The organism is Vibrio sp. 10N.237.312.B06 (assembly GCF_041464685.1).
GTDB classification, from domain to species: domain Bacteria; phylum Pseudomonadota; class Gammaproteobacteria; order Enterobacterales; family Vibrionaceae; genus Vibrio; species Vibrio tasmaniensis_A.
In genome coordinates this window covers 1-15317 of record NZ_JBFSPI010000060.1, presented here as the reverse complement: position 1 = coordinate 15317, position 15317 = coordinate 1, and the positions used below count along the sequence as shown (strand labels likewise).

Annotated in this window: 13 protein-coding genes and 1 pseudogene; 9 read left to right on the top strand and 5 right to left on the bottom strand. The window is 44.4% G+C overall.

Translation table 11 applies throughout. From position 1 onward, the window contains the following. The first annotated feature begins 312 nt into the window (after positions 1-312). The 7 genes from pspF (at position 313) to AB6C75_RS15870 (ending at position 7492) form a co-directional block, all read left to right on the top strand. Positions 313-1335 (top strand): phage shock protein operon transcriptional activator, encoded by a 1023-nt coding sequence (gene pspF, locus AB6C75_RS15900; protein ID WP_372108148.1) that lies wholly within the window; start codon positions 313-315, stop codon positions 1333-1335. Positions 1336-1437: 102 nt separating this feature from the next. Beyond that, entirely contained in the window at positions 1438-3060 is a 1623-nt protein-coding gene (gene sapA / locus AB6C75_RS15895; RefSeq protein WP_372108147.1) for an ABC transporter substrate-binding protein SapA, read from the top strand. Next, entirely contained in the window at positions 3060-4022 is a 963-nt protein-coding gene (locus AB6C75_RS15890; protein ID WP_009848779.1) for an ABC transporter permease subunit, read from the top strand. The genes sapA and AB6C75_RS15890 overlap by 1 nt, the downstream gene beginning before the upstream one ends. Then, positions 4009-4896, top strand: coding sequence for a putrescine export ABC transporter permease SapC (gene sapC / locus AB6C75_RS15885; protein ID WP_009848780.1), 888 nt, complete (start codon positions 4009-4011; stop codon positions 4894-4896). The genes AB6C75_RS15890 and sapC overlap by 14 nt, the downstream gene beginning before the upstream one ends. Next, entirely contained in the window at positions 4896-5897 is a 1002-nt protein-coding gene (locus AB6C75_RS15880) for an oligopeptide/dipeptide ABC transporter ATP-binding protein (protein WP_009848781.1), read from the top strand. Before sapC ends, AB6C75_RS15880 begins: the two co-directional genes overlap by 1 nt. Then, the gene (locus AB6C75_RS15875) at positions 5894-6676 is read left to right on the top strand and encodes an ATP-binding cassette domain-containing protein (RefSeq protein WP_372108146.1); all 783 of its coding nucleotides are present in this window, start codon (positions 5894-5896) and stop codon (positions 6674-6676) included. The genes AB6C75_RS15880 and AB6C75_RS15875 overlap by 4 nt, the downstream gene beginning before the upstream one ends. A gap of 36 nt (positions 6677-6712) precedes the next feature. Then, entirely contained in the window at positions 6713-7492 is a 780-nt protein-coding gene (locus AB6C75_RS15870) for a DUF2927 domain-containing protein (protein WP_371700906.1), read from the top strand. Between the two features lie 93 nt (positions 7493-7585). Here the strand turns inward: AB6C75_RS15870 and AB6C75_RS15865 are convergent, their stop codons facing one another. Continuing rightward, entirely contained in the window at positions 7586-7975 is a 390-nt protein-coding gene (locus AB6C75_RS15865; RefSeq protein ID WP_004734596.1) for a DUF2750 domain-containing protein, read from the bottom strand. A gap of 149 nt (positions 7976-8124) precedes the next feature. After that, on the bottom strand, positions 8125-9030 hold the full coding sequence (locus tag AB6C75_RS15860) for a manganese-dependent inorganic pyrophosphatase (RefSeq protein WP_009848785.1): 906 nt from the start codon (positions 9028-9030) through the stop codon (positions 8125-8127). 201 nt (positions 9031-9231) lie between these two features. On the opposite strand from AB6C75_RS15860, the gene AB6C75_RS15855 reads away from it, so the two are divergent. Continuing rightward, positions 9232-10446, top strand: a complete 1215-nt coding sequence (locus tag AB6C75_RS15855) for a putative manganese transporter (protein WP_009848786.1) — start codon at positions 9232-9234, stop codon at positions 10444-10446. Positions 10447-10771: 325 nt separating this feature from the next. Here AB6C75_RS15855 and torA read toward each other — a convergent pair whose 3' ends face one another. Genes torA through torE form a run of 3 tightly spaced genes read right to left on the bottom strand, consistent with a single transcriptional unit; the run spans position 10772 to position 14673 of the window. Beyond that, a complete protein-coding gene (gene torA, locus AB6C75_RS15850) occupies positions 10772-13234 on the bottom strand; it encodes a trimethylamine-N-oxide reductase TorA (RefSeq protein WP_372108145.1) in 2463 nt (820 codons plus the stop codon). Between the two features lie 24 nt (positions 13235-13258). Further along, a complete protein-coding gene (torC, locus tag AB6C75_RS15845) occupies positions 13259-14440 on the bottom strand; it encodes a pentaheme c-type cytochrome TorC (RefSeq protein ID WP_123923909.1) in 1182 nt (393 codons plus the stop codon). A 50-nt stretch (positions 14441-14490) separates the two neighbouring features. Next, the gene (gene torE, locus AB6C75_RS15840; protein ID WP_008222628.1) at positions 14491-14673 is read right to left on the bottom strand and encodes a trimethylamine N-oxide reductase system protein TorE; all 183 of its coding nucleotides are present in this window, start codon (positions 14671-14673) and stop codon (positions 14491-14493) included. A gap of 427 nt (positions 14674-15100) precedes the next feature. Between torE and AB6C75_RS15835 the strand changes: the two are divergent. Next, positions 15101-15265: pseudogene (locus tag AB6C75_RS15835) on the top strand (ABC transporter permease); the annotation flags it as partial. Positions 15266-15317 lie beyond the last annotated feature (52 nt).

The window sequence follows — 15317 nt, the reverse complement described above, 5'->3', positions numbered from 1 at the left end:
AACTCCTTAATTGCAATAATGGCAAATAGGTTTTAAATCGTTTTCGATTTCTCAATCCACTTGCTCAAAAATCTACGTCTGTTGTTAAACCTACCATAAGTAATCCAAGTAGCGTGCCAACTTTTAAGCCATTGTTTATCAAATACTTACAATAAAATGTTGATTAATCCGAACCATGCTATGATGAATTTAGCCAAGTGTTGGTATTTTTCACCACTACAACTTTGTGATTAATGCTATTTACATCAAGTGATGTAAATAAAGCTCTCTATATCATGCCCATTGGAAATCAGACCATACAAGGACCCATTTATGCAGCAGAATCTCATTGGTGAATCCCCTAGTTTTCTCTCTGTTTTGGATAAAGTGTCTCAACTCGCACCAATCGAAAGACCGATTCTGATCATCGGGGAGCGTGGTACAGGTAAAGAGTTAATCGCCCAAAGGCTGCATTACCTTTCAAGGCGCTGGGACCAGCCATTGATCTCACTGAACTGCTCAACCCTTAGCGAAGGGTTGATTGATTCAGAGTTGTTTGGTCATGAATCAGGTTCTTTTACCGGTTCAAAAGGTCGTCATCAAGGTCGTTTTGAAAGGGCTGAAGGTGGAACTCTGTTCTTAGACGAACTAGCGACCCCCCCCCTTGCCGTTCAAGAGAAGCTATTGCGTGTTATTGAATACGGGCAATATGAGCGTGTCGGCGGACAAAAGGCGCTGAGTGCCAATGTAAGACTGGTGTGTGCGACCAATGCTGACTTACCAGACATGGCGTTAAAAGGCGAATTCAGACCCGATTTATTAGATAGACTGGCGTTTGATGTCATTACTATCCCACCTCTTCGCGAACGAAAAGAAGACATCACGCTGCTAGCAGAATACTACGCCATTAAGATGTGTCGAGAATTAGAATTGGAGCTGTTTGTCGGTTTTGCTCCATCTGCTGTTGAGGCACTATTGGATTATTCTTGGCCGGGAAATGTGAGAGAACTCAAAAACGTCGTTGAACGAGCTATCTACCAGCACGGTAAAGATCCATATCCTATTGAATCTTTGGTGTTTAACCCCTTTAAACCAACATGGCAAATAGATCAAGATTCCACGCACGAAACTGGCAATGATCTGTCCAACAGCCATACTCCATTAGAGCACTCATTTTCTTTGCCGCTTGATTACAAAGCATGGCAAGAACAGCAAGACATTAAATTACTCAATCAAGCACTAAAACAGAGCAAGTATAACCAGAAGCAAGCAGCAGAATTACTTGGGTTAACCTATAACCAATTACGTGGAATGGTGAGGAAATACGCGATTGTAGGGCAAGCTAACGATAAATAGCTGTCCACACTTGATTATTATTTGGAGCCGAATAAATAAAATGTTAAATTGTCGGGATCTTGAGGCTCCTCTAACGCCTCGTTTCGAAAAGTATTTCTTTTTATGAAAGCACTAATAAGACTATCACTTAGCATCTGCACGCTTGGCTTTTTAGCTGGATGTGGTGAAAGTGTCACTCACGAGCAAATCCGTGAAAAAGGCTTCATTTATTGCGGCCAAGGTAATCCTAGTACCTTCAATCCACAATTGGTTGATAGTGGCATTACCTCAGAATCGCTGAGCCCTCAAATTTTCGATACCCTGCTCACTCTTGATCCTATGACTTACCGACCAAAACAGAACTTGGCAACAAGCTGGTCTGTCGATAAATCAGGTACAGAGTACACTTTCAAGCTGCGCCCAAATGTTGCGTTTCAAACCACAGATTGGTTTGCCCCAACCCGCACCATGAATGCACAGGATGTGGTCTTTAGTTTTGAACGAATTATTGATAGTTCAAACCCATTCCATTATGTGGGTGGCGGTTTATATCCATGGTTCGCTGGCATCGACTTTCAAAACCTGATTGTTGAAATCACAGCGGTGGATGACCTAACGGTGAAGTTCCAGTTAAGTCGCCCAGATAATTCATTTCTTAACAATATCGCCACCAGTTATGCGGTTATCCACTCCAAAGAGTATGCCAACAAGCTGATTACCACAGATGAAAAAAATGAAATAGACTCCAAGCCCGTAGGCACAGGCCCTTTCTACTTGGATGAATATCAAATTAATGATCTTGTACGCTTGAAAAAGAACAAGCATTACTGGAAGGGTGAAGTACAAATGGACCAAGTCGTATTTGATACTTCACAACGCGGTACAGGCACACTTGCCAAGCTTCTCCGCAGTGAGTGTGACGTGTTGAACTCACCAATTTCTAGCCAGATCCCTATTATTCAAGCTCATGAAGAATTGAAGATTTCTGCCACACCTGCCGTAAATGTCTCTTTCATCGCGCTAAACACAGAACACCCTGCATTGCGTGACGCACGAGTACGTAAAGCATTGAACTTGGCTATTAACCGTCAGAACATTCTTGATTCTGTGTACTACGGTACAGGTACAAAAGCCTACACGTTACTTCCCCCTACTTCTTGGGCTTATCAAAAAGACAGCGTTCAAGTTCGCTATGATCGAAACTACGCACTCGCACTTCTTAGAGAGGCCGGTGTAGAACCAGGGTTAGAGCTTTCAATGTGGGTGCCACTAGAGCCACGCGCATACAATCCAAGTCCAAGAAAAACGGCAGAACTGATCCAAGCAAACTTGGCTGATATTGGTATTGAATTGAAACTCTATACCGACGACCGATTTGACCGAACACAGCTGTCTTCAATTTCCTCAACAGATTTGTTACTCACAGGTTGGATTGGCAGTACGGGCGACCCAGACAACTTCTTACGTCCACTTCTATCATGTAGTTCGGAACGCGCGGGATTAAACGTCTCTATGTGGTGCAACTCAGACTTTGATTTCCTTCTCGACTTGGCATTAGAGATTAATCAACAAAGGCATCGCGTGAACTTGTATCGACAAGCCCAAAACATTCTTAATGAAGAAGTTCCTGTGATACCTCTCGCTCATGGCGTGCAATTCCGTGTGCACGATCGTTCGCTAACAGGTTTTAAACGCAGTCCTTTTAATGCTCAACCTTTTGATCAAGTCAGAAGGGAGGTGAACTGATGTTTTGGTATACATTAAGACGTGTAAACTTATTCATTATTACACTTGGAATTCTGACTTTAGTGGGCTTTGCTCTACTTCGATTAGACCAAACCTCACCTTGGGCAATTCAAGATTTTTGGCCAGGCTGGCTTAGCTACGTCACCGAATTATCGACGCTGAATTTCGGCCTGAGCAAACACGGTGTTCCTATCATCGAAGAGCTTGTCGTGGTATTCCCTGCGACGTTAGAATTGTGCTTCTTTGCTTTTTTACTCGCACTGTTTATCGGCATCCCTTTCGGCACAATAGCCGGTATGAGACAAGGAAAATTTGTTGATACCACCATATCGTTTACTTCAATGGCAGGCTACTCAGCACCTATTTTTTGGGTCGCATTGCTAATGATCATGGTGTTCTCACTGCACTTCGAGATGTTCCCTGTTGGGGGGCGATACGATCTACTTTACGAAATTGAACACGTGACTGGCTTTGCAATGATTGATGCCTTCTTTGCCGAAGGTAACTATCGAGCACACGCCCTGCAGAGCGTAATAGACCATATGGCGTTACCTTGTCTTGTTTTGGCGCTCGCTCCAACAACCCAGGTTATCCGACTAATGAGAGCGTCAGTGGCTGAAGTAATGGCTCAAAACTACATCCGTGCCGCACGAATCAAAGGTCTTTCAACAAGAGAGATCGTCACTCAACACGTATTAAGAAATGCAATACCACCGATTATTCCTAAGGTCGGCGTTCAACTCTCCAGTATGTTAACGCTCGCTATCATCACCGAGTCTATCTTTAACTGGCCAGGCATTGGCCGCTGGTTACTGGATGCATTATCCAATCAAGATTACGTGTCAATTCAAGCTGGTGTAATTGTGGTAGCAACCTTGGTTTTGACCGCGAATATACTGTCCGATCTACTGGGCGCGATGGTCAATCCTCTGGTAAGGAAGGAATGGTATGCTAACAAATAACGTCTACCAAGAAGAACAGATTCCAACCCAATTCGAGCGTTTCTGGCGCAGCTTCCGTGGCAATAATCTCGCAATGTTTGGACTATGGTGTTTGGTCTTGATCATTCTGATCACCATCACTTCACCATGGCTAGCACCGCATGATGCTCAAGAGCAGACGGGGCACCTACTAACACCTCCTTCTTGGGATCCTGCTGGAACAGTTGAGTATTTTCTAGGTACTGATGATTTAGGGCGAGATATTCTATCCCGTCTGATTATTGGCTCTCAGCTGACATTTGGTGCCGCAGTGGTGATTACCTTTATCGCAGCAGTCATCGGTTGTCTGATTGGCGTACTTGCAGGTATGACTCGTGGGTTGCTATCAAGCACGCTAAACCACCTGCTTGACACGGTAATGTCTATTCCGTCGCTGCTACTCGCGATTATCTTCGTGGCATTTCTTGGCTTTGGCGAGTTTAATATCTTGCTAGCCCTATGTTTGGCATTGATTCCACGCTTTATTCGTTCGGTATACATTGCCGTGCATGCAGAAGTAGAAAAAGACTATATTTTGGCTTCTCGCCTTGATGGTGCGAATGACTTCTACCTGCTATGGAATTCAATCCTTCCTAATATTCTTACTGTAGTGGCACTTGAAATTACACTGGCATTGTCAGTCGCCATTCTTGATATCACGGCCTTGGGTTTCTTAGGGCTTGGCGCTCAAGCACCCAGTACCGAATGGGGCTCAATTTTGGGTGATTCTGTAGAGCTGATTTACCTTGCGCCATGGACAGTAACTCTACCCGGCTTAGCCATTATGTTTACAGTGATCGTGATTAACCTTGTCGGTGAAGGTGTTCGCCAAGCGCTAAATGCAGGAATCGAATAATGCCGTTACTTGATATTCGACATCTAACCATCGAGATTGAGACTCCTCAAGGGATGGTTAAAGCAGTAGATCGAATGAGTATTACCCTCAATGAGGGAGAAATTCGTGGCTTAGTAGGTGAATCAGGCTCTGGTAAGAGCTTGGTTGCAAAAGCTATCGTTGGTGTTTGTAAAGAAAACTGGAAAGTGTCTGCCGACCGAATGCGCCTTGGCAATATCGACCTGCTACAGCTGACGCCCAAAGAACGACGCCGTGTGATCGCTCGCGATATCGCGATGATCTTCCAAGAACCATCGACGTGTCTTGATCCGTCTGAAAAAGTGGGACGCCAGCTGATAGAGGCGATTCCTTCGCGTTCATTTGAAGGTCGATGGTGGCAACGGTTTAAGTGGCGAAAAAAGCAAGCAATAGCATTACTGCATAAAGTGGGGATCAAAAATCACTCTCACCTAATGGACAGTTATTCTTATGAGTTGACCGATGGTGAGTGTCAAAAAGTCATGATCGCCATGGCGATCGCTGCCAAGCCAAAAGTGCTAATCGCCGATGAGCCAACCAACGATTTAGACCCGATTACGCAGTCTCAAATATTGCGCTTATTGAGCCGAATGAATCAACTTCATAACACGACAATTCTCCTCATTGGGCACGATTTAACGACCATCACTCAATGGGCGACACGAATAACCGTGATGTACTGCGGTCAGTCCGTTGAGTCTGCAGATACGACAAAACTGTTGGATGTACCAAAGCATCCTTACACCGTTGCACTGCTAAAAGCGATGCCCGATTTTAACGACTGGATTCCCCATAAAGAAAAACTGCAATCTTTACCAGGGTCAATTCCGCCGCTGCAGCACCTTCCGATTGGTTGTCGACTTGGACCACGTTGTCCATACGCGCAAAGGCAGTGTGTCGAGATCCCGCATACTAAGCGTATAAAGACCCACAAATTTAACTGTCATTTCCCTCTGAATATGGAGAAGAAAAAGAAATCATGAGTGCATTATTAGAGGTCAGTGATTTATCTAAAGACTTTACGACTCGCTCTGGTCTTTTCCGTAAAAAGATTCATCAGGCAGTGAAGCCAGTCAGCTTTTCCCTTGAAGCGGGACAGACTATTGGTTTTATCGGTCAGAATGGGTCGGGGAAATCGACATTAGCAAGAATGCTAGCGGGTATGGTGGAACCAACAGCAGGTGAGATCCGAGTGAACGGTGAAAAGCTAGAGCACAAAGACTACTCAACTCGCTGTAAACTGATTCGAATGATCTTCCAAGATCCGAACACCTCGCTAAACCCACGCATCCAGATTGGTCGAATCCTTGAAGGACCATTGAAGCGAAATACCAACATGCCAACAGAAGCCCGCATGCGCCGCGTAAAGGACACATTATTACGTGTTGGGCTTCTACCAGAACATGCTTACTTCTATCCTCAAATGCTTGCTGCAGGCCAGAAGCAGAGGGTTTGTTTGGCTCGCGCATTGATACTTCAGCCTTCCATCATTGTTGCTGATGAAGCGTTGAATGGTTTGGATATGGCGATGCGTTCGCAAATCATCAATCTGTTCCTAGAACTTCAAGAAGAGATGGGCGTATCGTTCGTTTATGTTTCCCAACACATCGGCATTGTTAAACACATCACAGATAAGATCATCGTCATGCACGAAGGCAATGTGGTTGAAAGTGGCGAAACACATGAAGTACTGACTAACCCAACTCACCAAATCACACAAAGGTTAGTTGAGAGCCACTTCTATAAAGCACCAAGCCATTAATCGGTGATCGCGCTATATTCCGCAAAGGGGAAAGATATGTTACCAAGAGCTTCAATGCTTTCCCTCTTGTTGGCGCTGCTGTCCTTTAATGCAGCAAGCACACCACTCACATGGCTAGATAGAACCTTCGTCGAAACTGCCTTTTATCACGTCGCACTTCAACACGAATATTCACAAGGCGACAAGCTACTCGCTAAATGGAAACAGCCTATCAAGGTATGGGTTGATCATCGAGTGGGTGATAAAGACCTGCATCAGGAGCTCACGGAACTTCATCTCCAACACTTGTCCGAAGTGACCCAGCACCCCATAACAATCGTTAAAAATAAGTCTGAAGCGAATGTAAAATGGATATACACGAGGCAGAGTCAGTGGATAGCTGAAGCCAAAACTGTACTCAAACTGAAATCGACACAGCATCTAAACAGCGCTATCTGTACTGCAGGTTATCGAACTAATTCCAAAGGGGAGATTGTATATGCAGGAATTGTGATCCCAGTAGATCAAGCGAGAGCAAGAGGAAAGCTGGTCGCATGTATTGTTGAAGAGATCACACAGGTTCTAGGCCTGCCGAATGATTCAGATAAAGCCTACCCTTCTATTTTCAATGATCACACGCCAGAAGACTTGTTATCCCCCTTAGATGTAGTGCTGCTAAAGCTACTGTATGAACCTCAATTGAAAGTGGGAATGACAAAAGAACAGGCAAAACCAGTTGTGCGAAAAATACTGAAAAGATACAGCAAAACAGGTGTACTTCAGCAAGCTTCAGAAGCCGCTCAACAAGCACCCTTGTATCAATTAATTGGGTATTGACGAAAATACGTTGGAAAGTAGCTTAGAAGGGAAGAATAGAACAACAGCGTTGCCCGAGGTAAGACAACGCTGGCTTACAATTTGACGAGAGAATTAGCGCTTAGCGGCCTGCTTTTTCAATTCGAAGTCAAACTCATCCGGGAACAAGATAACACCTTCTTCCTGTTCGTTCGGGAACACAACAACTGCAAGCTCGTCGTCTTCTAGACCGTTAGTCCAACGGCTATGCCATTTGTTTAGTGAAATAGACTCAGCTTTACACTCAGACCAATCACCCGTCGCCCAAGACTCCGCAAACTCTTGATTTGGCCATACAGGAACACAGTCTTCATCTTCTGTGTTCAGCATTACACAACCGTGTTCATCGGTTAAGATCCATACTTCACGGTTCGCTACGATTTCTTTCACACAGTACTTCAGGCGTTGCTCACCCGTATACTTATTGATTTCAGCGATTTTTTTATCGTCTAGCTGTGTAGTCATCTCAATTTCCTACTTTAGTCAGTAACTATGTTCTTAAAGCTATTTTATGCCGAGTGTTTTTAACTTCAAACACTATCGATGAAGAAGAAAGCCTACTTCAAAGAAAAACGCCTGCTAAATTAGCAGGCGTTTATAATTAAGCGACTTGGTTAAACAAGCTCGCCTTGAAGCCAAGGCCAACCTTGCTTCTTACGGCTCAATGTATTTTCCATCATCAATACACCGTCTTTCTCGAATTTAACCAGCTTATCAGCCCACTCACCTTTGTATAGAAGACGAGTTTGCGCAGTAGTGATGTCTGTTAGCATTACTGCCGCGAACGCTAGACCATCTTTCTCACAACGCGCTTCAAGATCAGCTTCTAGAGCTTCGATCATGCCGTCTACTTGCTCAAGAGTCGCAAGCTCAACTTGACCAACGACAACATCACGACCGTTGAATGGGTAGCCTTTAAGGTCTTTTTCTACTAACTGTGCAGCAGATAGGCCTTCGATGTTTGTCTTAGCAATTAGAAGCGCTTTGATAAATGCATCAACGTCTGTTACGCCAGCGATTTCAGCAAGCTCAGCAACCGCGTCTTTGTCTTTTTGAGTACATGTTGGAGAAGCAAAACCAACTGTGTCTGAAAGAATTGCAGACATCATCAGTTTAGCGATTTGTTGAGAGATAGCGTGACCTTCAATCTTAAACATGTTGAAAAGTACTGTATTTGTACAGCCAACAGGCCAGATCCAAGCTTCCATAGGGTTAACTGTCATCACGTCACCTAGACGGTGGTGATCGACAATACCTACGATCTCAGCATCAGCTACATCGTCTGGTGCTTGTGCAAGATCTGAGTAGTCTACTAGCCAGATTTTCTCACCAGCAACAGAAGTACGAAGTTCTGGCTTTTCAGCACCAGCGACTTCTAGAATGTGTTGAGTTTCGCGGTTGATCTCGCCTTGGCGAATTGGTGTCGCTTCCTCGCCACGAGCTTTAAGAAGCTCAGTTGCAACTAACGCACTACAAATACTGTCACTATCAGGGTTTTTGTGACCAACAACTAAAATCATGTTTCTTCCTATTACACTAACAATTATGACTCTACCTTTAGAGTCTCTCTTTATTAGGCATACTTTACCTCATTTTTTTAGATTGGTCATGTTTCGTGGGTTTGGCCAATGGTAACAAAAGATAAAAAAACAACGAATGCAATTGATAATTATTATCATTCGTATATGCTTATCTTAATACACAAATTTTGAGTGACACTTATGGATCGACTAATCTCTTTTTTGCCAAGCAGCAGCGCTGCGAAAACAACTCAGTTTTCACTGTCTTTTAAGCGCCTGCTTTTACCTATTTCACTTGCGGCGTTAGTTGCAGCTCCTGCTACGCGAGAATTGACGGTCACTACCTTGTCTGACGCCTTCTGGGCAGTGTCATGTTACGTTGCGCTAACCCTAGCGATTTACCACTGGTTAAGTCTATATATCAACAAAGATAACGTCTTCAATAAGCTCGTCCATCAATCTCGTTCAAACCAAGTTGTATTCGCCGCGCTAATGGGCGCATTGCCAGGCTGTGGGGGAGCGATTGTGGTCACCACACAATTTATTTCAGGCAAACTCGGATTTGGTGCGGTTGTGGCTGTACTCGTCTCAACCATGGGTGACGCGGCCTTCCTGTTAATTGCTAGCGAACCCAAAACAGGTTTAGCCATGATGGCGATGGGTGTAATCGTGGGTACCGCCTCAGGACGAATCATAAACTTGTTTCACGCAGACGACTTTTTACGCCCGAAACAGGCAGAGAGAAATGAAGCGGAAAACAGCTGTACCTCACAACCTCAAGATCAAAGCCCTGTCTCTAAAAAAGCGATAAACCTTCAGGGTTACCTATGGTCTGTGCTTATTATTCCGGGAGCCGCTGTTGCCCTGCTTGGCTCTTTTCAAATCGATGTAAACCAGTTGCTGACACTGCCTGAGATGTCTATGGAATGGACGGGAACGATTTTACTGATCAGCTCGATGTTTTTGTGGGGGCTTACTCGTGAAATTGAGGATTACAAATCGGCCGTAAGTGAAGATGAAAAATGTATAGGTTCTCACCCACTACAAAAAACCGCTCAAGATACAAACTTTGTCACTGCATGGGTGGTGGTCGCTTTTCTTTTCTTCGAGTTTGGCTCTGTGCTTGCAAATGTCGATTTTGCGACGCTATTCTCAAGCTGGGGTATGATGCTCCCCCTGGCGGGTGTGTTGATGGGTTTACTGCCGGGATGTGGTCCGCAATTGTTGGTCACTAGCCTTTACCTTTCAGGTGCACTGCCACTTTCAGCTCAGGTCGGTAACGCAATTTCAAATGATGGTGATGCTTTATTCCCTGCTATCGCAATGGCACCGAAAGCGGCTCTTGTGGCCACATTATATTCAGGCATACCCGCATTAATCTGTGCATACGGTTATTGGTTTATGTTCGAAATTTAACTCAAGCTGATTCAATTCCATAGGTCTCTATTAGGTCGATACTTTGTATCGGCCTTTTTGTTTCCGTCTGCCTAAGTCCTTACAACAGATTCTTTTTACACTCCCTTCCTGCTCCATTGTTCATAGTTCATAGTTCATAGTTCATAGTTCTACAGCCTATCCAAACGGCACGTCGTTATAGCCCGTCTCAAAAACGCCCCCTGTTGGCGCTATGACAATACTTAATTACAAATCCCACACACAGGTTAGAAAAACAAAAAGCCCCTGTAAGAGTGCTTACAGGGGCTTTAATTCAAGCTTTAATCTTGGTTCTTAAGTACAAGACTTAAGAAACTTCGATTGGACCACCGAATGAAGTTACTGGAGGCAGTTTGCCTTGGAACTTCTCGAAGTTAACCAAACATGTGTTTGCTGACGTTGCTTGAGCAAGTTCAGACGTACCGATGTCTTGAGTTAGTGTGTTTGGATCGCCGTATGCATCTAGCGCCCCCACTTTCTCGTTGATCGGGCCGTACCAAGCGCCTTCTTCGATACGAACAACACCAGGTGCGTAGCTATCCATTAGAACAGCACCTGCTAGTAGTTGACCACGGTCATTGAACACACGTACTACGTCGCCATCTTTGATGCCTTTCTTCTTAGCATCGATTGGGTTGATGTAGATTGGCTCACGGCCTTGTACCGCGTAAGTCGCACGCCACTCTTCAGATTCACACATCTGAGAGTGAAGACGCTTGTCTGGGTGACAAGATTGTAGCCAGTACGGGTGTTTGTCAGAGCCTGGGCCACCATGTGAACGTTCAGATTTCTCGAACCACATTGGGTGTTCTTGACAGTGCTCGTAACCCATGTTGCCAACAGTACGGCTTGTGATTTCGATGAAACCAGAAGGCGTGCCTAGTGCGTTGATCTCTGGATCTTCACGGAATGAAGCGTGACGAGTCCATGGCTTACCTTTACCGAAGTCTAGGAAACCTTTCTCCCAGAACTCAGCAAACTCAGGCATTTCAATCGTGCCTTCATTCGAAGCGCGGCAATCGTCATATAGAGATTTAACCCACTGCATTTCGTCCATACCACGCGTGTAATCGTCGTAGCGACCCCAACGCTTAGTCAGGCTAGACATGATCTCGAAGTCAGTCTTAGACTGGAACAGAGGATCCACTAGCTTGTGCATTGCGATCAAACCACGACCAGAGTACGCACCGTAACCATCTATATCGTTACGTTCCCACTGAGTACAAGCTGGAAGAACAATATCAGAGTGACGACAAGTTGCAGTCCAAGCGAAATCAACAGCCACTACAGTTTGTAGGCTCTTGAATGCTTTACGCATCTTGTTGCGATCTTGGTGGTGGTGCCACGGATTGTTACCACTGAATACCATCATTTTGATATCAGGTAGTGTTACCGTTGAACCGTTCGCTTTGATCTTCTTACCTGGCTCTAGCAGGCTATCTACCCAACGAGCAACAGGGATTACGCGGCTGTAACCGTTGTAATCAGTGTTAGTGTGCTTAGGCGATTGACCCTGGTCGATGTTCAGCGGGAAAGAACCCGGAGCAGCGAAGCCAGTTGAAGATACACCGATACCTGAGTAGTGGTGACCGTAAGAGATACCGCCGCCAGGTAGACCAATTTGGCCAACCATTGCTGCGATAACTGCACACATCCAGTAAGGCTGTTCACCGTGCTCTTGACGTTGGATACTCCAACCCACAAGAATCTGTGTACGACCGTTAACCAGCATCTTAGCGAATTCACGGATAGAGTCCGCGCTTGCACCACAGATTTCTGCAGCCCATTCTGGTGTCTTCTCAACTTTATCTTTCGTTTCACCTTGAACGTACTTGATGAAGTCTTCAAAACCTAGACAGTAAGTTTCGATGAACTTCTTGTCGTATAGATCTTCGTTGTAAAGAACGTGAGCAACACCAAGCATGAACGCCACATCAGTTTGTGGGTTGATGTACATTTGCTCGTTTTCTAGGTAACGGCCTGTTTTGTTTTTAACAGGGTCAACAGAAACAACGTTGATCTCTTTCTTAGCAACTTTTTCTTTCAGCTGTTCTAGGTATGCGAACGACTCGTGCGTCTCACATGTCCAACCTACTTGCAGGTTTTTAACTGGATCGTTACCCCAAAGAACAATGTTGTCACTGTTTTCTAGGATAAGTTCCCAAGATGTACCTTGCGCGTAAACTTCAGTCGAACCTAGCACGTAAGGCATGATCGTTTGACCAGCACCTGTTGAGTAGTCACCGATTTTCTTCACAGAGTAACCGTGAAGTGCCATTGCACGTTGCATGTGGTTAGTACAGCTGTGGAACTGACCAGTTTGTCTCCAACCAGTTTGACCGGTGTGAAGCGCCCATGGACCGTAATCTTTCTGTACGCGCTCTAGTTCACGGTAAACAAGGTCTAGTGCCTCATCCCAAGTCACACGAATAAAGCGGTTGTTACCACGCGTATCTGCGCTGTATTTATGCTTCTTCAACCAATCTAGGCGAACCATTGGGTAACGCACACGTGATGGGCTGTAGATAATACCTTTAATACCTTTCAACATCTCAGTTGGGTGTTGATCGATTTCTAGAGGTTTAATTTCTTGTACTTTACCCGCATAAACACGAGCTCGGAATGCACCCCAGTGAGAACCAGAGACTTTCCACGCGCCGTCTGTTTCTGCAGCAGACGCTGATGCCGACGCCAATAAGCTTGGACCGATAACCGATGCCGCACTTGTAGTAGCGACACCTTTCAGAAAACTTCTTCTTGTAATTGCCATTGTATTACTCCAATTGACGTCTTATTAGTGATGGCCTTCAGAAAAATCTGATGAGTGCTTCTGTAGATACTTAAGAACAAGTGCTTCTGTATCTGTATCGAAGTTAACGAACGCAATCATACCATCTAGCATGCCTACCCAACCGTTAGCGCTGAAGTGAGCTTCATCTGGCTGTGAGTGACACGTTGAACAGTTAGATTGGTACGCTTGACCAGCTGCGTTCCAGATTGGAGCGAAGTTATCAACCATAGACTCTTTCTTCATCCAAAGTGCTAGGTTAACTTCTTCCCAAGGAAGACCAGTTAGCTCATCTTCTTTCTTCTCACCAACAGTGATTACGTCACTTTGAGATACTTCTTTCGTCAAGATTGCAGTCGAGATGTTCATACCGAAGTCTTCTTGGATTACACGTCCGAAGCCTTTCGCTTTACGCCAACCGTCGATTTGAATCTTAATCATGTCGCCTTTTTCGTCGATCACTGCAACTTTACTTGCAGGGCTTAATAGACCCGCTTCAACTGTTGCTGTCTCATCCGTATACATTGGTAGGTGACGAATAGAGATTACGTCTGAACCATTTGCGTAAGATGTGCTGCTTGCTACATTTTCTAGCTCGCCAACAATACCGCTTGCTGATGCCATATCTAATGGAAGGTTGTGAGCAATACCTTTGTGACAGTCAACACAGCTTTGATCACGCTCTGCCGCGTTTTTCATCTGGATACGCGCTGTTGGGCGCATGTTTTCGAAATCCATTGAATCGTAGTTGTGGCAGTTTTTACACTCTAGAGATTTGTTCGAAGAGAAACGATCCCATTCATGTTTAGCCAATTCGATACGACGAGCTTCGAATTTCTCAGGTGTATCTAGGTCACCAAATACTTGAGCGAATACTTCTTTAGATGCTTGCATCTTACGAGCGATTTTTGCTGTCCATTCATGTGGAACGTGACAGTCAGGACAAGTCGCGCGTACACCAGAAGTGTTTTTCCAGTGAACCGTTTCTTGTAGTTCTACGTATACGTTGTCACGCATGGTGTGACAGCTTACACAGAACTCTTCTGTATTTGTGTGCTCTAGAGCTGTGTTAAAACCGCCCCAGAAAATAACACCGGCGATAAAGCCACCCATAGTTAGTACACCAAGACTGATGTGTACCGCAGGGCGAGTCATTGTGCGCCATAATTTAACTAAAAATGATTTCATGTTTAGCTCTCTTAAATATTGATTTTAAAAAATGTTGTTACTAGAGGGCATTACATGCCGCCGTGAGCACCTGGAGGTCCGAATACAAACACTTGCAGTGCCCAAACTAGGAAGCCGTAGCCGCCTACAAAAGCCACACTTAATATTGGAAAGAGAACCACCGCGATGAAGAGGAAAGACTTCCACTCCAACGAGCGTTTTTCGCCAGTTTCAATTTTATTAACATCACTCATACATTTTGCCTATTTTGTATTTAGTAATTTCGAGTAACCCATTCTATGGGGCTAAAGTTCTTAAGTATCTAACAACAAATTTTAGACCATACTCAAAGTAGGGTTCAATCAAATCTCCTGTTATAACCCTTGCTAATCAATACTTTTTTGAGCTCATCCAAAGTTGTTTTTAGTTAAACAAAGTTATTAAAAAGTATTAACAAATGTGAAGAATTAAGTATATTTCACAAATGTTAAATTCCAACACTCACGCAACCTTATTGTAACGTTTTACCTACTAAGTAGTAGCTAAAAATGCCTTAAACAACCAATATTTTGTACTTTGGTTGTTAAATAATTGAGCACTTTTTGAATCGACGGGTTTGAAGCTGAAATGCATCATTTGGCACTTTCAGATATGATGGGGACCTACTTAAAAGGAAGCTCTATGCAAGACGTTATTGATATATCTTGGTGGCAGTTGTTGCTCTTCGGTTCACTTCTCTTTCTGCCCATTGCCATCAACCACAAGCTGAAACTCGGCCTTGGAAAAGAAGCCTCTATTAGCATCATTCGCATGGTTATTCAGCTGTTTCTTGTGGGTCTTTACCTAGGGCGTGTTGATCTTTCGTGAGTGTTTTTTGAACAGCATGGTAAAGAGTTAT